Origin of the sequence: Paractinoplanes rishiriensis (assembly GCF_016862375.1) — a bacterium.
GTDB lineage: Bacteria > Actinomycetota > Actinomycetes > Mycobacteriales > Micromonosporaceae > Actinoplanes > Actinoplanes rishiriensis.
In genome coordinates this window covers 217,877-238,494 of the sequence record NZ_BOMV01000005.1, presented here as the reverse complement: position 1 = coordinate 238,494, position 20,618 = coordinate 217,877, and the positions used below count along the sequence as shown (strand labels likewise).

The 20,618-nt window shown below is 73.1% G+C and carries 14 protein-coding genes; 8 read left to right on the top strand and 6 right to left on the bottom strand.

Annotated elements, in window-relative coordinates; genetic code table 11:
• Nucleotides 1-56 precede the first annotated feature (56 nt).
• Nucleotides 57-1,046: a class I SAM-dependent methyltransferase gene (locus Ari01nite_RS03040; RefSeq protein ID WP_203778981.1), complete on the top strand. Its 990-nt coding sequence runs from the start codon at nt 57-59 to the stop codon at nt 1,044-1,046.
• A 10-nt stretch (nt 1,047-1,056) separates the two neighbouring features.
• The gene (locus Ari01nite_RS03035; protein WP_203778980.1) at nt 1,057-2,682 is read left to right on the top strand and encodes an alpha-amylase family glycosyl hydrolase; all 1,626 of its coding nucleotides are present in this window, start codon (nt 1,057-1,059) and stop codon (nt 2,680-2,682) included.
• Here the strand turns inward: Ari01nite_RS03035 and Ari01nite_RS03030 are convergent.
• From Ari01nite_RS03030 to Ari01nite_RS03005, 6 genes are all read right to left on the bottom strand, one after another.
• Nucleotides 2,654-3,577 (bottom strand): phosphotransferase, encoded by a 924-nt coding sequence (locus Ari01nite_RS03030; protein ID WP_203778979.1) that lies wholly within the window; start codon nt 3,575-3,577, stop codon nt 2,654-2,656. The two genes, Ari01nite_RS03035 and Ari01nite_RS03030, sit on opposite strands and share 29 nt — an antisense overlap.
• A 23-nt stretch (nt 3,578-3,600) precedes the next feature.
• Nucleotides 3,601-4,854: a GDSL-type esterase/lipase family protein gene (locus Ari01nite_RS03025; protein WP_203778978.1), complete on the bottom strand. Its 1,254-nt coding sequence runs from the start codon at nt 4,852-4,854 to the stop codon at nt 3,601-3,603.
• A gap of 15 nt (nt 4,855-4,869) precedes the next feature.
• A complete protein-coding gene (locus tag Ari01nite_RS03020; protein ID WP_203778977.1) occupies nt 4,870-6,156 on the bottom strand; it encodes a multidrug effflux MFS transporter in 1,287 nt (428 codons plus the stop codon).
• A gap of 60 nt (nt 6,157-6,216) precedes the next feature.
• Entirely contained in the window at nt 6,217-7,149 is a 933-nt protein-coding gene (locus Ari01nite_RS03015) for a hypothetical protein (RefSeq protein WP_203778976.1), read from the bottom strand.
• Nucleotides 7,150-7,429: 280 nt separating this feature from the next.
• Entirely contained in the window at nt 7,430-8,560 is a 1,131-nt protein-coding gene (locus Ari01nite_RS03010) for a S1 family peptidase (protein WP_239162430.1), read from the bottom strand.
• 164 nt (nt 8,561-8,724) lie between these two features.
• Nucleotides 8,725-10,239: a ricin-type beta-trefoil lectin domain protein gene (locus Ari01nite_RS03005; protein WP_239162429.1), complete on the bottom strand. Its 1,515-nt coding sequence runs from the start codon at nt 10,237-10,239 to the stop codon at nt 8,725-8,727.
• 167 nt (nt 10,240-10,406) lie between these two features.
• On the opposite strand from Ari01nite_RS03005, the gene Ari01nite_RS03000 reads away from it, so the two are divergent.
• The 6 genes from Ari01nite_RS03000 (at nt 10,407) to Ari01nite_RS02975 (ending at nt 20,618) form a co-directional block, all read left to right on the top strand.
• Entirely contained in the window at nt 10,407-11,582 is a 1,176-nt protein-coding gene (locus Ari01nite_RS03000) for an NAD(+)/NADH kinase (RefSeq protein ID WP_203778975.1), read from the top strand.
• 3 nt (nt 11,583-11,585) lie between these two features.
• The gene (locus Ari01nite_RS02995; RefSeq protein WP_203778974.1) at nt 11,586-13,244 is read left to right on the top strand and encodes an NAD(P)/FAD-dependent oxidoreductase; all 1,659 of its coding nucleotides are present in this window, start codon (nt 11,586-11,588) and stop codon (nt 13,242-13,244) included.
• Between the two features lie 2 nt (nt 13,245-13,246).
• Complete coding sequence (locus Ari01nite_RS02990; RefSeq protein WP_203778973.1) at nt 13,247-14,683, top strand: ATP-binding protein; 1,437 nt, start codon at nt 13,247-13,249, stop codon at nt 14,681-14,683.
• A gap of 67 nt (nt 14,684-14,750) precedes the next feature.
• Nucleotides 14,751-18,197, top strand: a complete 3,447-nt coding sequence (locus Ari01nite_RS02985) for a BTAD domain-containing putative transcriptional regulator (protein ID WP_203778972.1) — start codon at nt 14,751-14,753, stop codon at nt 18,195-18,197.
• Between the two features lie 302 nt (nt 18,198-18,499).
• On the top strand, nt 18,500-19,858 hold the full coding sequence (locus Ari01nite_RS02980; protein ID WP_203778971.1) for an MFS transporter: 1,359 nt from the start codon (nt 18,500-18,502) through the stop codon (nt 19,856-19,858).
• Nucleotides 19,851-20,618, top strand: a complete 768-nt coding sequence (locus Ari01nite_RS02975) for a hypothetical protein (protein WP_203778970.1) — start codon at nt 19,851-19,853, stop codon at nt 20,616-20,618. The genes Ari01nite_RS02980 and Ari01nite_RS02975 overlap by 8 nt, the downstream gene beginning before the upstream one ends.

Sequence of the window (20,618 nt, the reverse complement as noted above, 5' to 3'; positions counted from 1 at the left end):
CCCTCGCGGATGCGGAACCGTTGCACAGGTCACATCCGCGGCGGCATGCTGGGTGCGTGCCGGAACGGATCACCGAGGTCACCGCCTTCCTCGCCGAGGTCCTCGCCCCCCGAGCGCCGCTCACCGTGATCGTCGACGGCGGTGACCACGGTGCCGCCGCCTCCTTCGCGGCACGGCTCGCCGCCGCGTTCCCGCCTTCGGCCCGCGCCTGGACGGTCGACGCCGTGCTGGGGCTCAGCGGGCCGAGCGGGGGACGGTTCGACTCGGCGCTCAACGTGCTGGAGCCGGCCGCCGACCGGGTCATCGTCTACCTGCGCAGCGGGCCGCGCGGGCCGCTGCGCAACGGCGAGGGCGAGCGCCGCGCCCAGGTGGTGATCGACCACCACGATCCGCAGTGGCCGGTGATCCGGCACGTGCACCCGCGGCTCGCCGACCCGGAACGCTGGTATCTCACCGAGAGCAGAGCATTTTTCGAGGTACGCGCGGCCGGCTGGGACGACCGCTTCGGTGACGACCTGCCGGCGTACGCGATGGCCGTGGCCGCCGCCGAGCCGCGAGCCGGTGATGTGGCCCTCGACGTGGGCTGCGGCACCGGCCGGGCGCTGCCGGTGCTGGCCGCCGCGGTCGGTCCGGCCGGCCGGGTGCTGGGGCTCGACCTCACCCCGGCGATGCTGGCCGAGGCCCGGGCCAAGGTGCGCGACGGCAGCGCCGCACTGGTCCTCGGCGACTGCCGCCGGTTGCCGGTGCCGGACGCGGTGGCGGGCCTGGTGTTCGCGGCCGGGCTGGTGTCACACCTGCCCGACCCGGCGGCCGGCCTCACCGAACTGGCCCGGGTCACCCGGGCGGGCGGCAAGCTGGTGCTGTTCCATCCGACCGGCCGGGCCGCGCTGGCCGCCCGGCACGGCCGGACCGTACGCCCCGACGAGCCGCTCAACGAGGACAACCTGCGGCCGCTGCTGGCCGGCGCCGGCTGGCACCTGACCCGCTACGAGGACGCCGACCGGCACTTCCTGGCGATCGGGGTGAAGCCGGGCCGCGCTTCATAGCATGGCGGTCATGGGCCGAGACTGGTTTGCCGACGCCGTCCTGTACGAGATCTACCCGCAGTCGTTCGCCGACTCCGACGGCGACGGCGTGGGGGACCTGCGCGGGGTGATCTCACGCCTCGACCACATCGCCTCGCTGGGCGCGGACGTCATCTGGTTCAACCCGTGCTTCGCGTCGCCGTTCGTGGACGCGGGTTATGACGTCTCGGACTACTTGGCGATCGCTCCCCGCTACGGGACGAACGACGACCTGGTGGAGCTGGTCGCCGAGGCGGGGAAACGCGGCATCCGGGTGATTCTCGACCTGGTCGCGGGGCACACCTCGATCGAGCACGAATGGTTTCAGCGGGAGCTGGCTGCCGACGGGCCGGACCCGGACGGCGATCGGTACATCTGGTGCGAGGAGCTGCCCGGCCGAGCGTGGAGTCGCGATGTTCCGGGCACGCCGGCCTGGGTCCGGTCACCAGGCCGGCGCCCGGGTTACTACCTCAAGAACTTCTACGACGAGCAGCCGGCGCTCAACTTCGGGTGGGTGCGCCGGCCCGGGGACGAGCCCTGGCGGGATCCGGTCGATGCGGCCGGGCCGCGTCGCAACCGGCAGGCGCTGCGGGACATCCTCGCCTTCTGGCTCGACCGGGGCGTCGCCGGTTTTCGGGTGGACATGGCCTTCTCGCTGGTCAAGGACGAGCAGGTGGCCGACGGCCTGGCGGCGACGGTGGAGTTGTGGCGGGAGCTCCGCGAGTGGCTCAACCGGGCGTACCCGGACGCGGTCCTCATTCCCGAGGGCACCGAACCCCGCACCGGCGGACCGACCGCCTTCGACGCCGACTTCTTCCTGGTCATCCACGACGAACACGGCAGCCTGTTCGACAACCACTACGCGGGCCTGCTGCCGTTCCACGAGCCGCGTGAGCCGTTCTTCGACGCCGCCGGCCGGGGCAGCACCCGCGTTTTTCTGGACGCCTGGGATGCCGCCCGCGCCGGGGATCCGGAGCGGCTGGTCGTGATGTCGACCGCCGACCACGACTACGACCGGCTCTGCTGCGGACCGCGGACCGCCGAGCAGCTCGGCGCGGCGCTGACCTTCCTGTTCACCTGGGGCAGCGTGCCCTGCCTGTACTACGGCGACGAAATCGGCATGCGGTACCTGCCGGGCCTGCCGAACGTGGAGGGATCGGTCTGCAACCCGGCGTACAACCGAGCCGGATGCCGCACCCCGATGCAGTGGGACGACGGACCCAACGCGGGCTTCTCCACGGCCGAGGCGTCCCGGCTGTACCTGCCCGTCGACCCCGCGCCGGACCGGCCCACGGTGGCCGCTCAGAACGCCGACCCGGCCTCGACGCTCAACCTGGTCCGCGCGCTGACCGCCCTGCGGCGGGCCACGCCCGCCCTGCGGACCCGGGCGGCGACGCGCGTCATCAACGAGGGCTACCCGTTCGCGTACGTCCGCGGCGAGTCCCACCTGGCCGTCGTCAATCCGCGCCGGGAGCCGGCCACCGTGGCCACCGCCGAGGCGGCCGGCGCCACCGCCCTGCTGGCCTCCGGCGTGACGCCGGCCGCCGGGGGCCTGGAGGTGGCCGGCTTCGGCTACGGCATCTTCGCCCTCACGGCAGATCGGCCAGTTCCTGATTGAGCAGGCCGGTCAGGTAGTCGTGCCGGCCGTCGGCGATCGGGATGCCCCGGCTCGGGCCCTCGGCGATCATCAGCACGTACAGGTGGATCCGGTAGAGCGCCAGCCGGATGCGGGCCGCCGGGTCGAACGCCGCGGGGCGGTAGCCGGCCAGGAACGGGTGGTCGGGCAGATCCTCGATGCGCCGCAGGATGGCCGGCGACACCAGGTCGAGCAGCGGGTCGCCGTAGAGGTAGCGCTCGCCGTCCACCAGCCCGGTCAGCGCCCCGTCCGGGCCGACCAGCACGTTGCCGTCCCACAGGTCGAAGTGCAGCAGCGCCGGGCGGGTCACCGCGGCCAGCACGTCGTGGTAGCGCTGCACCACGCCGTCCAGCGGCGGCAGCGGCACGTCCCAGGCGGCCGCGTCGGCGCGCAGCGAGTCGATGATCGCGGCCAGGGCGGCGGGCCAGTCGTCGCCGGACGGGCGGTCGCCGGTGTAGCCGAACCGGGTGCCGGTGACGGCGTGCACCCGGGCCATGGCGGCGCCCAGTTCGGTGCGGGCCCGCGGCGAGTCGTCACCGGCGGACAGCGGCCGGCCGGGCAGCAGCGAGGTGATCACCCAGTCGTCCGAGACGGCCAGCACGTCCGGCACCGGCACGCCGGGGCACTGCGCGCGGACCAGCGAGTAGTACTCCGCCTCGGCCGGGATCAGCCCTCGCTCGTACCCGAGCATCGGAACCGCGGCCGGCGGCGCGACCTTGACCACCACCTCCCGGCCGTCGGCGAGGGTGGCGCGCCACACCGCGGCGAAGGTGCCGCCGCTCAGCTCGGCGGCCGCGGTGATCTCGGCACCGAGACCGGACCGCACGGCGGCGGCGATGTCCGGTTCGGACAGTACGGGCTGGGTGGGGCTGCGCATCGGCCGAGCTTAGATCGCCGGCGTCAGTCGAAGATGCTGAGATCCACCGCGTCGGCGATCGCCTTCAGCCCGGCCTCGTTCGGGTGCAGATGGTCGCCCGAGTCGTAGGTGCCGGCGAAGCGGCTCGGCGTGGCCTGGTCCTGGGTGATCGCGGCCTGGTCGAGCACGCCGTCGCAGCCGCTGTCCGGGCTCCGGACGAAGTCGTTGTACGCGGTCCGGCCCCGCTCGCCGGACTCGTTCCAGTAGCCGGCGCCCTGGTAGGGCGTGAGCGTCGAGCAGAGGACCGTGATGCCGCTGCCCTGCGCCAGGGCGACCAGCTGCTGGAGCGCGGCGGTCAGTTCGGCGGGCGGCGGCGGGTCCGGGTCGCCGAGGTCGTTGAGCGCGGTGTCCGAGATGATCACCCAGCGCACCCCGGGCTGGTGCAGCACGTCCCGCTGGAACCGGGTCGTCGCGCTCTCGCCGGAGCCCTCCCGGGTGAGCTTGTTGCCGCTGATCCCGGTGTTGAGCACGCCGACCGTGCGCCCCGAGTCGGCGATCCGGCGGGCCAGCAGCTGCGGCCAGCCCCGGTTGGCGCCGAAGGTGGTCCCGTACCCGTCAGTGATCGAGGCGCCGAACGCCACCAGCGAGCCCGCCGCCCGGTCGTTGACCACGTCCAGGCCGGCCAGGAAGTAGTAGCTGCCCGCCTTGCGGGCGCCGGACAGCGAGCCGCCCGCGGCCTGGTCGCCGCCGGCCACGTAGTTGTCCCGGTTGGCCAGGCCGTGGATGGTGGCCGCGCCCGAGGTGCCGGGCAGGTGGAAGCTGATCGCGACGTTGCCGAGCGCCGGGACCTCGAACTCCACCGGATCGCTGACCGCGGCGCCGCCGGCCGGGATGGTGATCTCGCCGGTGCCGCCGAAGGTGACCGCCCGGTCGGTGCGGGTGTCGACGTTGCTGCCGCCGGTGGACCGGGCCACGTGCACGTTGCGTACGGTCAGCGGCTCGGTGCCGAACTGGTTGGCCAGCCGCAACCGGGCGCTGGTGCCGCCGATCGTGGTGCTGACGATCTGCCGCAGCGTCCGGTCCTCGAACGTGGTGCTGGCGCGCTGCACCGCCACCGCCCAGGTGCCCACCCACCACGGCCCGGAAGCCGAGGCCGAGGCGGACGGTGCCGGGGTCGTGGCCGACGGGGCGGCCACGGGCTCCGGGTCGGGGGCCGAGCTGCGGTTGATGACGACGAGGACGACCGAGGCGACCGCCACGGTGACCACGGCCACGAACGTGGTCTTTACCCTGTCCATCTGATCATTTTCCGTTCAGTGCGCGACGGCCACGGCGGTTTCGAAGCCTTCGACCGGCAGATGCCGGGGCCGGACCACCAGCCAGAGGGTCAACGCGGCGGCCACCATGCCGCCGAGCACCACCACGGCCATCGCGACCGCGCCGGTGCCGATCGCGCCGACCAGCGGTGCGGCCAGCGCACCCACGCCGAACTGCACGGCGCCGAGCATGGCGGCCGCGGTGCCGGCCGCCTCGCTGTGCCGGGACAGCGCGATGGCCGGCGCGTTCGGCATGACCAGGCCGACCATCGCCAGCACCAGCCAGAGCGGCACCAGCACGCCGGCCAGGCCGCCGAACCCGGTGAGCGCGAAGACCAGCAGGACCGCGCTGCCGGCCACCCCGGCGAGCAGTGCCCGGCTCAGGATCTGCGGCGGCGACCAGCGGCGCAGCAGCCGCACGTTGACCTGGGTGGCGCCGATCAGGCCGACCGCGCCGAGCGCGAAGACCAGCGCGAACTGCTGTTCGTCCAGGCCGTAGACGTCCTGGAGCACGAAGCTCGACCCGCTCACGTACGCGATCAGCGCGGCCACGGCGAGGCCGGCCACCAGGATCGAGCCCAGGTAGACCCGGTCGCCGAGCAGCCGCCCGTAGTCGCGGATCGGACCGAGCGCCCCGCCGTGCCGGCGCCGGTTCGGCGGCAGCGTCTCGGGCAGCGCGAACGCGGCGGCCGCCAGCAGCGCCAGGCCGACCCCGGTGAGCACCAGGAACACGCCGCGCCAGTCGGACCAGCGCAGCACCAGGCCGCCGACGGTCGGCGCCAGGATCGGCGCCACCCCGACCACCAGCATCAGCCGGGACAGCAGCCGGGCCGCGGGCAGCCCGGTGTAGAGGTCGCGGATCACGGCCATGGCGACCACCGAGGCGGCCGCCGCGCCGGCGCCCTGCAAGACCCGCAGGGTGCCGAGGATCGCCAGGTTGGGCGCGATGGCGCAGAGCAGCGAGGCCAAGATGTGTACGCCGATGCCGGCCAGCAGCGGGAGCCGCCGGCCGACCGCGTCCGAGAGCGGGCCGATCAGCAACTGGCCCGCCGCGAGGCCGGCCAGCGTGCCGGTGAGGGTCAGCTGGACGGCCGCCGCGGTGGCGCCGAGGTCGCCGGTGATGGCGGGCAGCGCCGGCAGGTACATGTCGATGGTGAGCGGCCCGAGCGCGGCGAGGAAGCCCAGCACGAGCACCAGCCGGAAACGGCGGCCCGCCGGCAGCAGGTCACCCGGCGAGAGCCCGGCGGGGGCAGGCGGATGCTTCGAGGTCACAGTCGCGGCCATGATCAGCACAAGACCGCCGGCGCTGCCCTTCTTCCGGCTATCCGTAATTGGTAATTGTGGTCACTGTTTCTTCATCACGTACGTGCGGAACAGTTCGTACAGCTGGCGGTCGTCGACCTCGCTGTAGAGAGCGTCGTCGCCGATCATGAAAACCATCGACGGGCAGCGTTCGTTTTCGCCGGTCACCTTTTTGTCGACCAGCTTTTTGCCGGTCGCGACCTCAAAGAGCCGTACGTGGTAGAAACCCTGCTTCATCGGCACAGTGTCCGGTTCCGGGTCGTCGAACTTGCACGTCTTGAGCTTGCTGCCGGTGCGCTCCAGGTCGACGCAGCCGATCAGCTGGGTCTTGGCCGGGTCGGTCGGCATCCAGGCCCGCCAGGTCGACTCGCGCAGGTCGGGCACGCTCACCGAACTCTTCACGTACCGGTTCTTGGCGACCACGGTGGTGATCTGGCCGACCGAGATCTGGTGCGGCGCCTTGCCGGCGAACTTCGGCGACTGCGGGTAGTACCAGCCCTCGCAGACCCGGCTCAGGTCGTCGTGCTCGCGGACCGGGTAGGTGCTGGCCCGCGGCCCGGCCGGCTCCGGCTCGGCCGACTCCTCGGCCTCGGTGGGCGCGGGCTCGGCCGTCTCGTCGCGGAACAGGGGCGGTACGACCCGGTCCGCCGGCACGGCCCGGGCGCGTTCGGCCTGCATCTGGTCGATCCGCACCAGGCCCCAGGCGCAGAAGGCGCCGGCCAGCACGACCGGCAGCACCACGGCGAGCGCGATGATCCACGGCAGGCGGGAGCGCTTGGGCTGGGCGGCCCAGTCCGGCGGGGGCGGCTGCGGCGGCGGGTAGGCCGAGGGGTAGGGCGGTGGGCCCGGCGGCCCATAGGGCGCCGGCGGGTGCTGGGGCGGCTGCTGGTACTGGGGCGGCTGCTGGTGCTGGTGCGGCTGCTGGTGCTGGTGCGGCTGCTGGTCGGGCGGCTGCGGCACCGGTTCGTTCGTCATCGCTTGGGGTCCCCGTTCGTGAAACTGGCGGTGACTGTATCGAACGGTGGCGATGTGGGCCTCCCCGTAAAGCCGCCCGGGAAAGGTCAGAACGGGGGTCATGATGATGTCGGCCTGGCGCGGCCGAGGTGGGGGCAGGGCGATCCAGGTCGTCGCCGCGGCCGCCACCACGGCGACGACGGTCAGGAAGGCGTTCGTTTGCGGCGCACCGTCGGGCTGCCTCCAGAAGTCGTCGGGACTTCCTTGATCCTTGGAGCAGCCCGGCGATGCGCCGGTGCCCTCACGGGCTGACGGTCAGCGTCAGGCCGTAGACCTCGAGGATCTCGTTGACCGGCTGGAACCACATGATCCCGCCGTCCGTGCAGTTGCCGGTGCCGCCCGAGGTCACGCCCTGGGCCTGGTCGCCGGCGAGCCACGAGCCGCCGGAGTCGCCCGGCTCGGCGCAGGCGTCGCTGCGGGACAGGCCCGAGACGGCGCCGTCCGAGTACACGATCGTCTCGTCGACGCCGAGCAGCGTGCCGCAGTGCCAGCCGGTGGTGCGGCCGGAGCGGCACACCGCGCTGCCGATCGCCGCCTCGGTGGACCCGCGCACCAGCACGTTGCCGCCGGCGTAGTCGTTGACCCAGGGCTGCGACACCCAGCCGGGGTTGGTGCTGACCCAGCCGTAGTCGTCGGCCGGGAACGAGGAGCCCTGGAACGTGCCCTGGCTCAGGTTGTCGGCGCCGACCGTGGTGATGCCCGGGTCGCCGCAGTGCCCGGCCGTGACGAAGCCGCCGGTCACCGCGAAGCCGACCGAGCAGAGCAGGTTGCCGCTGGTGGCGTACTGGTCGCCGCCGCGGATGTCGGCCAGCGGGCGGGGCCGTCCGGCCGACGGCAGCACGGTCACCGGGCCGGCGTCGGCAGCCGCGGCGAAGGCCTCGGCATCCGCCACGGCGCCGGGCTCGGCCAGGACCACCACGCGGTTGCCGGGCACGTCCACATACCAGCCGTGCACGTCGGCACCGGCCGCGCGGGACGCGTTCCGATCGAGTTTGGCGCGCGAGGCGGCCAGGTCGGCACCGCTGCGGGGCACGACGGCCGGGGTGGCGCCCTCGGCGCGTACCGCCTCAGCCGCGGAGTCGGTGGTGACCGCGACCGTGAGTTTCGCAGCACCCGTGGGGATCCAGGCGCCGGCGAAGGCGGAGCCGAGCCGGGCGCGCAGACGCTGCCCGGTGGCGGCGGCAGTGGCCTCGGTCCGCAGCCGGGTGGCGATCTGGTCGTCGTCGAGATTCAGATCGCGCTTCATGGCCGCGATCATGCCGTCCGGAACCTCGGGGACGGGTTCCGCGCCGCTGGGCAGAGCACTCAGCGTGACGACCGTGACGGCCGCGGCGGCGACGGCGGTAATGGCAAGAAGTCGAGTGGTGAACATCGTGGGGCTTCCGTTGGGGGATGGGGATCGGCGCACTGGCGGAAAGCACCTTTTATCGGAGTCTGTCTATGCTTCCCGACCCCGTCAAGAAATATCACGGAAATATAAAGTGCCGGGCCGCCCTGATCGACAGGACGGCCCGGCGTGGGTGCGGAGCGTGACGGTCAGCCGCGGCGCCACTTCTGGTTGGCGGTGCCGGCGCAGTCCCACAGCTGGAGGGCGGCGCCGTCGTTGGTGTTCCAGTCCCGGATGTCGATGCACTTGTTGGCCTGCGGGTTGACCAGATCGCCGGCCGCCGACAGGACGAACTGCTGGGCCGGGTTGCCGCTGCAGTTCACGATCTGGATCACCGCGCCGTTCGCGGTCGAGCCCCAGGCCACGTCCATGCACTTGTTGTTCGAGGTCTGCAGGGTGCCGTTCACGAAGGTCCAGCGCTGCGCCGCGGATCCGTTGCAACCCCACATCTGCAGGGGTACGCCGTCCGCGAAGTTGCCGTTGGGCACGTCGATGCACCGGCCGTTCCAGTTGCTGACCAGCGCGCCGGAACCGCCGCCGCCGCTGGTGGTCAGCGACAGGCCGTAGACGCCGAGGATCTCGTTGACCGGCTGGAACCACATGGTGCCGGGTGCCGAGCAGGTCCCGTTGCCGCCGGAGGTGACGCCCTGCGCCTGGTTGCCCGAGATCCAGGCCCCGCCGGAGTCGCCCGGCTCGGCGCACGCGTTGCTGCGGGACAGCCCGGAGACCGCGCCCTGGCTGTAGACGATGGTCTCGTTGCGGCCCAGCAGGGTGCCGCAGCGCCAGCCGGTGGTGCGCCCGGACCGGCAGATCGAACTGCCGATGGCGGCCTCCGCCGAGCCGGCCACCACGACGTTGCCGCCGCTGTAGTTGTTGACCCACGGTTGCGGGGTCCAGTTGGCGTTGGTGCGGACCCAGGCGTAGTCGTTGCCCGGGAACGAGGAGCCGGCGAACGTGCCCTGGCTGACGTTGTTGTAGCCGAGCGTGGGGCTGCCGGTGCCGCCGCAGTGCCCGGCGCTGACGAAGCCGCCGGCCACCGCGAAGCCGACCGAGCAGAGGGTCCGGCCGTTGATCACGTACTGGTCGCCGCCGCGGATGTCGTAGTAGGGGCGGGGCTGCTCGGCCTCGGCCCGCACGGTGACCGGGCCGGCGCCGCTGGCCTCGGCGAACGCGCGGGCGGCCGGTTCGGCGCCGGGCTCGGCGAGCACCACCACCCGGTTGCCGGGCTCGTCGACGTACCAGCCGCGGACCGAGGCCGCGGCGGCCCGGGTCGCGTTGCGGTCCAATCTGGTGCGCGCGGCCGTCAGGTCGGCGGCGCTGCGCGAGACGAGCACCGGGTTCGCGCCGGCCGCGCGTACGGCAGCCGCTTTTGACTGGTCGGTGACCGCGACTGTCAGTCGTTGCCCGCCCGCCGGGATCCAGGCCCCCGCGAAGGCGGAGCCGAGCCTGGTCCTCAGGTGCCGCTCCACCGCCGGCGCGGCCGCCTCGGTCCGCAGCCGGGCGGCGATCTGCCGGTCGTCGAGCTGGAGGTCGCGGCGCAGCGCGGACAGCATCCCGGGCGACAGGTCGAAGTCGTCGCCCGGCGCCGCGGCGGCCGGATGGGGGTTGAGGGTGACCGCGGTGAGTACCGCGGCCGAGATGGCGAGGAGCCGGGATCGGCGCATCGGGGGAGTCCTTCCGGTCGGTGGGGAAGGAGAGCGCTCTCTTGATCGGAGTTTGTCGATGGCGTGACAACGCTGTCAAGAAACGTTTAACAAACTTGCCCGAATGAACACTGTGTGCCCGGTCGCCCGCCCTCGCCGCCGCCGGGTGCGCCGTGCAAGGCTGAGTCATGGGCATGGTCAAGGTCGTCGGGCTGGTGCTGCACCCCCGGCGCGACTGCGGCGCGGCGATCGAGGCCATCGTGGCCTGGGCGGCCCGCCGCGACGTCACCGTGCTGGGCCTGCACGACGAGATCGACCGGATCGACTGCACGGCCGAGGCGGTCGGCACCGAGGAGATGATCGAGCGCGCCGGACTGCTGGTCAGCCTGGGTGGCGACGGCACCATGCTGCGCACCATGCGGCTGGTCGAGGGCCGCAAGACGCCGGTGCTCGGGGTCAACGTGGGCCGGCTCGGCTTCCTCGCCGAGGTCGACCTGCCCGACCTGGCCGAGGCGCTGTCCGCGATCGACGAGCACCGGTTCACCGTCGAGCCGCGCACCGCGGTCCGCACCACCCTGCCCGGCGGCCAGCCGGTGTCCGCGTTCAACGACGTGGCCCTCGCCCGGGTGCCGGGCGACGGGATGGCCGCGGTCGGCATCACGGTCGAAGGTAAAAACTTCGTGAACTACGCGGCCGACGCCGTCATCGTGGCCACCCCGACCGGCTCCACGGCGTACTCGTTCGCGGCCGGCGGCCCGATCGTCTCGCCGAACGTCGAGGGCCTCATCGTCAGCGCCTCCGCCGCGCACTCCTCGTTCAACCGGTCCCTGGTGCTGGCCCTCGGCGAGCGGCTCGACCTCGACCTGCTGCCCACCAGCGGCCGGCTGGCCATCGAGGTGGACGGCATCATCGAGGGCTACGCCGAGGCCGGCGACCGGCTGGCGATCACGCCGGTGCCGTCCGCGGCCCAGGTGATCCGGCTCGGCCGCACCTCGTTCTACGAGCGGGCCCGGCGCAAACTGCGGGTCGAGGGCAGCGCCCAGGTGGGCGTGGCCGACCCGGCCGGCGCCGTGGTGGTCGACAGCTTCGAGCAGCAGCGCTACGAGATCCTGCTGGGCGGCGAGGTGGCCGGGGTGCTGCACTACCGCCGGCACGGCGACCGGATCGAGTTGATGCACACCGAGGTCGAGCAGTCCTTCTCCGGGCGCGGCCTGGCCGGCCGGCTCGCCGCCGCCGCGCTCGCCGACGCCCGCAACCGGGCCACCCCGGTGACCGCCACCTGCCCCTTCGTCCGCGGCTACCTGGACCGCCACCCCGAATACTCCGATCTGTTGCCAGATGGCCCGTTACCAGATGGGTTGTGACACATGGGCAATCCCGCCATCCTGACCGTCGACGACGACCCCTCGGTTTCCCGGGCGATCGCCCGTGACCTGCGCCGGCGGTACGGCGAGCACTACCGGATCCTGCGGGCGTCCTCGGCCGCCGAGGCGCTCGAGGCGCTGCGCGAGCTCAAGCTGCGCGGCGGCCGGATGGCGGTGATGCTGGCCGACTACCGGATGCCCCAGATGAACGGCATCGAGTTCCTCGAGCAGGCGATGGACCTGTTCCCGAACGCGCGCCGGGCCCTGCTCACCGCGTACGCGGACACCGACGCCGCGATTCAGGCGATCAACCTGGTCGACGTCGACCACTATCTGCTCAAGCCGTGGGACCCGCCGGAGGAGAAGCTCTATCCGGTGCTGGACGCGCTGCTCGACGCCTGGCAGGCCACCGGCGACCGCGAGGTCGAGGACATCCGGGTGGTCGGGCACCGGTGGAGCGAGCCGTCCTACCAGCTCCGCGACTTCCTGGCCCGCAACCTGGTGCCGTACCGCTGGCTGGCCGCCGACGAGCCGGAGGGCCGCCGCCTGCTGGACGCCGCCGGGGTCGGTCCCGAATCGATCCCGCTGGTGGTGACCGCCGACGGCCGGGCCCTGCCGCAGCCCAGCACCACCGAGGTGGCCGAGGCGGCCGGGCTGTCCACCGCGCCGGGCCGCGACTTCTACGACCTGATCATCGTGGGTGGCGGTCCGGCCGGGCTGGGCGCCGCGGTCTACGGCGCGTCGGAAGGGCTCAAAACCCTTTTGGTGGAACGACGAGCAGTGGGCGGACAGGCCGGGCAGAGTTCCCGGATCGAGAACTACCTGGGATTCCCGGACGGGATCTCCGGCGCGCAACTGACCGACCGGGCCCGCCGGCAGGCCGGCAAGTTCTCGGCCGAGGTGCTCACCACCCGCGAGGTCACCGGGCTGCGGTTGGACGGCTCGGCGCGCACGCTCACCTTCGCCGACGGCGGCGCGGTGTCGGCGCACTCGATCGTGCTGGCCACCGGGGTCGCGTACCGGCCGCTGGCCGCCGACGGGGTGGCCGCGCTGACCGGCTCGGGCGTCTACTACGGCTCGGCGGCCACCGAGGGGCCGGCCTGCGCCGGCAGCGACGTCTACATCGTCGGCGGTGCCAACTCGGCCGGCCAGGCGGCGCTGTTCTTCTCCCGGTACGCCCGCCGGGTCAGCCTGCTGGTCCGCGGCGACTCGCTCGAGTCGTCCATGTCGTACTACCTGATCCAGCAGCTCGGCCGGACCCCGAACATCGAGGTCCGCACCGGCTGCGAGGTGATCGGCGCGCACGGCAACGGGCACCTCGAGGCGATCACCATCTGTGAGAACAAGGGCGCCAGCGAGGCCACCGTCGAGTGCGGGGCGCTGTTCATCTTCATCGGCGCCGAGCCGCGCACCGACTGGCTGGGCGAGACCGTGGCCCGCGACGAGCGGGGCTTCGTCTACACCGGACCCGACCTGCTCGCCGGCGGGGCCCGGCCGAAGGGATGGGATCGGGACCGCGATCCGTTCTACCTGGAGTGCAGTGTTCCCGGCATCTTCGCCGCCGGCGACGTCCGGGCCAACTCGGTCAAGCGGGTGGCCTCGGCGGTCGGCGAGGGCGCGATGGCCGTCACGCTGGTCCATCGTTACCTGGAGGCCCAGTAATCATGTCCGACCCCGTAGCCATGTCCGACCTCGACCTGCGGACGTTGTTCCTCTTCGAGAAGCTGACCGACGACCAGCTGGCCTGGATCGCCGCGCACGGCCGCACCGTGCACCTGCCCGCCGGCACCGTGGTGATCCGCGAGGGCGACCCGGCCGAGCAGTTCTTCGTGCTGCTCAGCGGCACCATCTCGCTGACCCGCAAGGTCGGCCAGGACGAGGTGCAGACCGTGCGCACCGAGCAGCGCGGGGTCTACATGGGCGCCACCCAGGCCTACCTGCGCGACGACGGCATCCCGCGCAGGTACGCCGCCACCATGCGGGCGCTCGACGACTCCGACTTCTTCGTGATGTCGTCGGCCGACTTCGGGCACATGATGCGCGAGTGGTTCCCGATGGCGATCCACCTGCTCGAGGGCCTGGCCCTGGGGATGCGCAGCTCGGCGGCCGCGATCAGCGAGCGGCAGCGGCTGGCGGCGCTCGGCGCGCTGTCGGCCGGCCTCATGCACGAGCTGAACAACCCGGCCGCGGCCGCCTCCCGGGCCACCGGCGCGCTCCGCCAGCGGGTCGCCGGCATGCGGCACAAGCTGGCCATGCTGGCCGCCGGCAAGGTGCCGCCGGACCGGCTCACCGCGCTGGTCGAACTGCAGGAGGACGTCATCGAGCGGGCTGCCAAGGCGCCGGTACTGACCGCCATGCAGGCAGCCGACCGCGAGGACGAGCTGGGCGACTGGATGGACGAGCACCGGGTCACCGGCGGCTGGGACATCGCGCCGGTGTTCGCCCAGGCCGGCATCGACGTGGACTGCCTCGACGAGATCGAGCAGCGGGTCGGCTCGCCCGAGCTGCTCGACCAGGCCATCCACTGGATCGGGTACGCGCTGGAGACCGAGCAGCTGATGAGCGACATCGAGGACGCCACCGGCCGGGTGTCGTCGCTGGTGTCGGCGGCCAAGCAGTACTCGCAGATGGACCGGGCCGCGCACCAGTGGATCGACGTGCACGGCGGCCTCGACTCGACGCTGGTGATGCTCAACCACAAGATCGGCAACGGCGTCACGGTTGTCAAGGACTACGACCGGACCCTGCCGCAGATCCCGGCCCACCCGGCCGAGCTCAACCAGGTGTGGACCAACCTGATCGACAACGCGGTGCAGGCCATGAACGGCGCCGGCACGCTGACCGTCCGGACGCACCGGGACGACGAGCACGTGATCGTGTCGATCGGCGACACCGGCCCGGGCGTACCGGATGATCTTAAAAAGCGGGTTTTCGAGCCCTTCTTCACCACCAAGCCGGTCGGCGAGGGCACCGGCCTGGGCCTCGACATCTCCTACCGGATCGTGGTGAACGGGCACGGCGGCGACATCCATCTGGAGTCCCGGCCGGGTGACACGCAGTTCAAGGTGCGGCTGCCGCTGACCGAACCGGCATCGGCCTGAGTCCGATTCTTCCGTTTGTCTGATCCACGACGGACGGACGGTGGTGCGTCATGCCTACCGTTGAACGATGACGGACGGTGCCACGGCAGGCCGGGAGCTCGCCCGGCTGCTGCGCGAATTCCGCCGCGCGGCCGGGCTGACCCAGCAGGACCTGGCCACCCGCGCCGGGCTCAGTGCGGCCGCGATCCGCGACCTGGAGCAGTGCCGCACCCGGCAGCCCCGGCCCGACTCGATTGACGCGCTGGCCGGTGCGCTGCGCCTCGGTCCGGCCGAGGTGGCGCTGCTGCGCGCCGCGGCCCGCCGGGCGTCCGTGCACCGGATCGTGCCGCCCGCGGCCGCCGGCACCCGCGAGATCCGCGCGCTCGGCCCGCTCACCGTCCACCTGAGAACAGGCCATCTCGGAGCCGGCGAACTCGACCTCGGCGGCCCCGGCCCGCGCACCCTGCTCGGCCGGCTCGCGCTCACCCCCGGCACCCCGGTCGCCCGTGCCGAACTGATCGAGCTGCTCTGGCCCGGCGAGGTCCCCGATTCCGCGGTCAACCTCGTGCAGACGTACGTTTCCCGGCTGCGCCGCGTGCTCGAACCGCACCGGCCGCCGCGGGCCGCCGCCGGCGTGGTCAACCTCGCCCCCGGCGGCTACCGGCTGGTGGTGGGGCCCGACCAGCTCGACGTGGTGCGGTTCCGGCAGCTCACCGCCGAGGCCCGCGAGCAGGCCGCCGACCGCCCGGCCGCGGCCGGTGAACTGCTCGACCGGGCGCTGGCCGGCTGGCGCGACGACCCGGTGTCCGACGTGGAGGGCCTGCGCGAGCACCCGGCCGCGGTGGCGCTGATCGAGGAGTGGATCGCGGCGGCCCTGTTGCGGGCCGACCTGGCCCACGCCGATCTGGCCCACCCCGATCTGGCCCACGAGGCGGCGCTGCGGGCCCTGCGCATCCTCGCCGACCGGCACCCGCTGCACGAGGCGGTCGCCGGCAGGCTGATGCTGGCGCTGGCCGCGACCGGGCGGCAGGCCGACGCGCTGGACGCCTACGACGCGGTGCGCCGCCGGTTGGCCGAGCAGCTGGGCATCGACCCTGGCCCGGGTCTGGCCGACGCCCGGTTGCGGGTGCTGCGCGGCGGAACCGCCGCTGTTATCTCGCCGGTGGACAATCGGCCTACCCCGTTTCAGGTGCCGGCCGCGCCGGGCGACTTCACCGGCCGCGAGACCGAACTGCGCGACGTGCTCGCGGCCACGGTCGCCGGCGTGGTGCACGCCATCGCCGGTGTTGCCGGGGTGGGCAAGACCGCACTGGTCCGCACGCTGGCCGACCGGCTGCGTGCCGACTTCCCCGACGGCCAGTTGCACGTCGACCTGCTCGGCGCCGGCAACCGCCCGCTGCGCCCCGCCGAGGCGCTCGGCCGGCTGCTCCGCGCGCTCGGGCTCGACCCCGACCCGCGCGACGACGAGGCCGAGCTGGCCGGGCTCTACCGCAGCGCGCTCGCCGAGCGGCGGGTGCTCATCGTGCTCGACAACGCTCGCGACGCCGGACAGGTGCGGCCGCTGCTGCCCGGCCCCGGCCGCTGCGCCACGTTGGTCACCAGCCGCCGGCGGCTGCCGCACCTCGAGGGCGCCCGGCTGCTCGACCTCGACCTGCTGCCGGCCGCCGACGCGCTCGACCTGCTGGCCGCGGTGGCCGGCCCGGAGCGGGTCGCCGCCGATCCCTTGGCCGCCGAGGCGCTGGTGGCGGCGTGCGGCCGGTTGCCGCTGGCAATCCGGATCGCCGGTGCCCGGCTGGCCGGCCGGCCCGGCTGGGACCTGCGCGCGTTCCTCGACCGCCTCGGCGACCAGCGCCGCCGGCTCGACGAGCTCAGCATCGGCGACCTCGACGTGCGGGCCACCTTCCAGCTCAGCCTCGCCGACCTGGCCGCGCCGCTGGCCCGCGCGTTCCGGCTGCTGGCGCTCGCACCGGGCGCCGACTTCGGGCCGGAGGCGGCGGCCGCGGTCCTGGACACCGACCCGGCCACCGCCGAGCGGCAGGTCGGCGAGTTGCTCGATGCCAACCTGCTGGAACAGGCCGGTCCGGACCGGTTCCGGTTCCACGACCTGATCCGGCTGTTCGCCCACCAGCAGGCGGTCGCCGACGAGCCGGCGACGGTGCGCACCGCGGCCGTCCGGCGGCTGCTGGAGTGGTACCAGGACCGGGCCGCCGCCGGTGTCGAGGCGCTCGGCCCCACGGTGGTGCGGTTGCCGCAGCGCCGTCCGCTGCCGGCCGCGCCGGTCACCGCCGACGACGCGAAACGGTGGCTGGCGCTGGAGATGCCCAACCTGGTCGCGGCGGTCGAACACGCGGCCGAGCACGGTCCCGGCGAGCTGGCCTGGGAACTGGCCGACCTGCTGCGCGGCTACTTCTTCAACCAGCGGACCGCGCCGCCGTGGCTGGCCACCGCCGAGGCCGGGCTGGCCGCGGCGCAGGCGGCCGGCAACGCGATGGCCGAGGCGGCCATGCACCAGACCCTGGCCCAGGCCCTGTGGTCGATCGGCGACCTGCGCGAGGCCCGCACCCACTACCGGTTGGGCCTGCAACGTGCCGAACAGTCCGGCTGGCTGCCCGGCGTCGGCTACCAGCTGCACAACCTCGGCCTGGTCGAGGTCGCGCTGGGCGAGACGGCCGCGGCCCGCGACCACTACCTGCGCTCGCTGGAGGTCTGCGAGCGCCTCGGTCTCGACGCGGTGCGCGCGGTGACGCTCAACGACCTCGGCATGATGTGCTGGGAGCAGGGTGCCCTGGACGAGGCGATCGCCTACCTGGCCGACGCCATGGACCTGAACGGCCGCCGCGGCCACCCCAACGGCGAGGCGGTGAACCGCACCAACATCAGCATCGTGCTGCGTGACCAGGGCCTGTTCGACGCAGCCCGGCAACACCTGGAGGCGGCCGAGGAGCACTGGACGAAGAACGGTTCCAAGTACGGCGAGCTGGCCGCCCTCGACGAGCGCGGCCAGTGGCACGTGTGGACAGGGAACGCCGAGGAGGGCATCCACCTGGCCCGCCGAACCCTGGACCTGGCCGGCACGGTGAAGGACCGCACCTACCAGGCGGGCGCCTCGGCCAGCCTGGGCGAGGCTCTGCTGGCAGCCGGCGACGCGTCGGCGGCCGTCCGCCATCTGCGCTACGCCTACGACACCGCCCGCGACATCGGCGCCGCCCACCTGCACATCCGGGCGCAGGCCGGCCTGGCCGCGGCGGAGGCGGCGGCGGGCTCGGTGGCCGCCGCCCAGCAGAACGCGGCGGCCGCACTGGAGGCGGCCCGCGCGGCCGGCTACCGGGTCCTGGAGATCGACGCCCTGCTGGCACTCGCTGCGGCTCGTCTGACCGCCGGCCAGCCGACCGCGGCGGCCGAGGCGGCCACCGAGGCACTCACCCTGGCCGGCGCCATCGAGGCACCCCCGCGCGCCGACCGGGCGGCCGCACTTGTGGCCGCGGCGCGCCGGATGCGCCCGGGTCCTCGCTCGCTGGCCGCCGCCGAGTCCTGACCACGTTCATGTGGTGCGGGCCTGTGGTGCTGGCCGTGCCACTCGGAACTGTCGTAACTTCAGGCTCGCCACAGCCCCCCGTCGGTGCCGCGCCAGAACACTTCGATACGACCGGCCGAGTGGCCGACCGGCGTTTTTGATTCTGGGCGTGGTCGTTATACATCGACTGGACCCGCAGTTCCCGTAGCCGGCGTGAGCAGCGGCACGTGTGGTCCAGACCGCGAAAGCATTGTCGGAGTCCTGGCCGCGGAGCAGGCTGGATAACGCACGGTAAGGAGCGAGTGGAAGGCGGGACATTGCCCATGCGACCGACCGGTCGGGCCTGGGCGGTGTGGGCCGTCGCCCTGGCCGCGTACATCATGGCCGTGCTGCACCGCACCTCGCTGGGGGTGGCGGGGCTGGACGCGCAGGACCGGTTCCATGTCGGTGCGGGCGCGCTGGCCTCGTTCGCCGTGCTCCAGTTGCTCGTGTACGCGGGCCTCCAGGTGCCGGTCGGGTTGCTGCTGGACCGGTTCGGTTCGCTGCGCCTGATCGTCACCGGTGGCATGGTGATGGCCGCCGGGCAGGCGCTGATGGCGACCACGCACGGGGTGGAGGGCGCGGTGCTGGCCCGTGTCCTGGTGGGCGCCGGCGACGCGATGACCTTCATCAGCGTGCTGCGCCTGGTGCCGCACTGGTTCCCGGCCCGCCGGGTGCCGGTGCTCACCCAGCTCACCGGGCTGATCGGGCAGACCGGGCAGGTGCTCTCGGCGGTGCCGCTGGCGGCCCTGCTAGCCGGGCCGGGATGGACCACGGCGTTCCTCGGCACCGCGGCCACCGGCGTGTTCATCGCGCTGGTGGCGCTGGCCGCGCTGCGGGACACCCCCGATCGCCGGCTGAGCAGCGGCGACGCGGTGACCCTGCGCCGGGTGGGCAGCGACCTGGCCCAGTCCTGGCGGCACCCGGGCACCCGGCTCGGCTTCTGGAGCCACTTCACCACCCAGTTCGCGGGCACGGCGTTCGCGCTGATGTGGGGTTTCCCGTTCCTGATCGCCGGCCAGGGCCTGGACCGCGAGACGGCGAGCACGCTGCTGGCCCTGTTCGTGCTGGTCGGGATGGCGGCCGGACCGCTGATCGGGGTGCTGGTGCAGCGCTACCCGCTGCGCCGGTCCGTGCTGGTGCTCGCGGTGATCGCGGTGAACGCGGGGGCGTGGGGTCTGGTGCTGGCGTGGCCGGGGCACGCGCCGCTGCCCGTACTCGTGCTGCTTGTCATGGCTTTGGGGCTGGGTGGTCCGGGTTCGATGATCGGATTCGACTACGCGCGGACCTTCAACCCGCCGAGCCGTCTCGGCACCGCGACCGGCGTGGTCAACGTGGGCGGCTTCGTGGCCTCGCTGCTGACCATCGAACTGGTCGGGCTCATCCTGGACGCGCGCACCGGCGGTCGCGCCACGTACGAGATCAGCGACTTCAAAATCGCGATGGCTGTGCAATATCTCATCTTTGCCGTCGGACTGGCCGGAATCTTGCGTAATCGCAGGCTGGCCCGGCGCCGGCTGGCCGATGAGGGTGTCGTGGTGCGTCCACTTCGGGTGGCCCTGGGTTTAGGGATGAGCCGTGCGGTAAAGGCGAGAACCTTAATCGTGGGAACTGGAGTGAGGGGGAGAGGAGGACATGACTGAGCACGCACCGGGCCGTTTCTGGTCCGGGATCGACATACCGAAGACCATTGCCGGCGTGCTGGCCGCGGTGTCCGCGGCCGTGATCGGCTCGTTCCTGGGGGTGGCCGGCACACTGATCGGCGCCGCGGTGGCGAGCCTGATCGGTTCGGTGGGCACCGAGGTGTACCACCGGTCGATCGACCGAGGGCGCAAGAAAATCGTGGGTACGTTCCTGACGGCGCCGGCCGCGGTCGGCACTCCGGAGGTGGCTGCGGCCGCCGAGGAGACACCGTCCGAGCAGGCCGTTTCCCGGGGCAAGATCCGCTGGCGCCGGGTGGCCATGGTGGCCGGCGCGGTGTTCGTTCTGGCCATGGGCACGCTGACGGTGGCCGAGATCGTCTCGGGTCGCTCCATAGCGGACGCGACACGTGGCGGGACCGGCGACCGGTCGACGCTGTCCAGACTGTTCACCTCGTCGGATTCGTCGGACTCGGATCGCGAGAACCCGGCACCGGCCACCAGCACCGACCCGTCGGGCGACGACCCGGCGACCACCGGGCCCGGCGGCGCCGCCACGACCGCACCGACCGAGGCGCCGGCGACCGAGCCCGGAGGCGGGGCGACGACCGAGCCGGACACCGATTCGCCCACCGGGTCGCCCACCGGCGGCGCGGCCGACCCGGGAACCGGCTCCGACTCCGGCCCCAACTCGGGGCCCGATCCGGGCGTCGCGGATCCGCTGGGGGCGGATACTCGAAACCCGGATAACGGGACGGAGTAA

Bases quoted from the DNA above. Each gene is read 5' to 3' on its own strand.
- Ari01nite_RS03020 (WP_203778977.1), bottom strand. From the start codon at position 6,156: ATGGCCGCGACTGTGACCTCGAAGCATCCGCCTGCCCCCGCCGGGCTC.
- Ari01nite_RS03000 (WP_203778975.1), top strand. From the start codon at position 10,407: ATGGGCATGGTCAAGGTCGTCGGGCTGGTGCTGCACCCCCGGCGCGAC.
- Ari01nite_RS03005 (WP_239162429.1), bottom strand. From the start codon at position 10,239: ATGCGCCGATCCCGGCTCCTCGCCATCTCGGCCGCGGTACTCACCGCG.
- Ari01nite_RS02975 (WP_203778970.1), top strand. From the start codon at position 19,851: ATGACTGAGCACGCACCGGGCCGTTTCTGGTCCGGGATCGACATACCG.
- Ari01nite_RS02985 (WP_203778972.1), top strand. From the start codon at position 14,751: ATGACGGACGGTGCCACGGCAGGCCGGGAGCTCGCCCGGCTGCTGCGC.
- Ari01nite_RS02995 (WP_203778974.1), top strand. From the start codon at position 11,586: ATGGGCAATCCCGCCATCCTGACCGTCGACGACGACCCCTCGGTTTCC.
- Ari01nite_RS03025 (WP_203778978.1), bottom strand. From the start codon at position 4,854: ATGGACAGGGTAAAGACCACGTTCGTGGCCGTGGTCACCGTGGCGGTC.
- Ari01nite_RS02980 (WP_203778971.1), top strand. From the start codon at position 18,500: ATGCGACCGACCGGTCGGGCCTGGGCGGTGTGGGCCGTCGCCCTGGCC.
- Ari01nite_RS03030 (WP_203778979.1), bottom strand. From the start codon at position 3,577: ATGCGCAGCCCCACCCAGCCCGTACTGTCCGAACCGGACATCGCCGCC.
- Ari01nite_RS02990 (WP_203778973.1), top strand. From the start codon at position 13,247: ATGTCCGACCCCGTAGCCATGTCCGACCTCGACCTGCGGACGTTGTTC.
- Ari01nite_RS03015 (WP_203778976.1), bottom strand. From the start codon at position 7,149: ATGACGAACGAACCGGTGCCGCAGCCGCCCGACCAGCAGCCGCACCAG.
- Ari01nite_RS03035 (WP_203778980.1), top strand. From the start codon at position 1,057: ATGGGCCGAGACTGGTTTGCCGACGCCGTCCTGTACGAGATCTACCCG.
- Ari01nite_RS03010 (WP_239162430.1), bottom strand. From the start codon at position 8,560: ATGTTCACCACTCGACTTCTTGCCATTACCGCCGTCGCCGCCGCGGCC.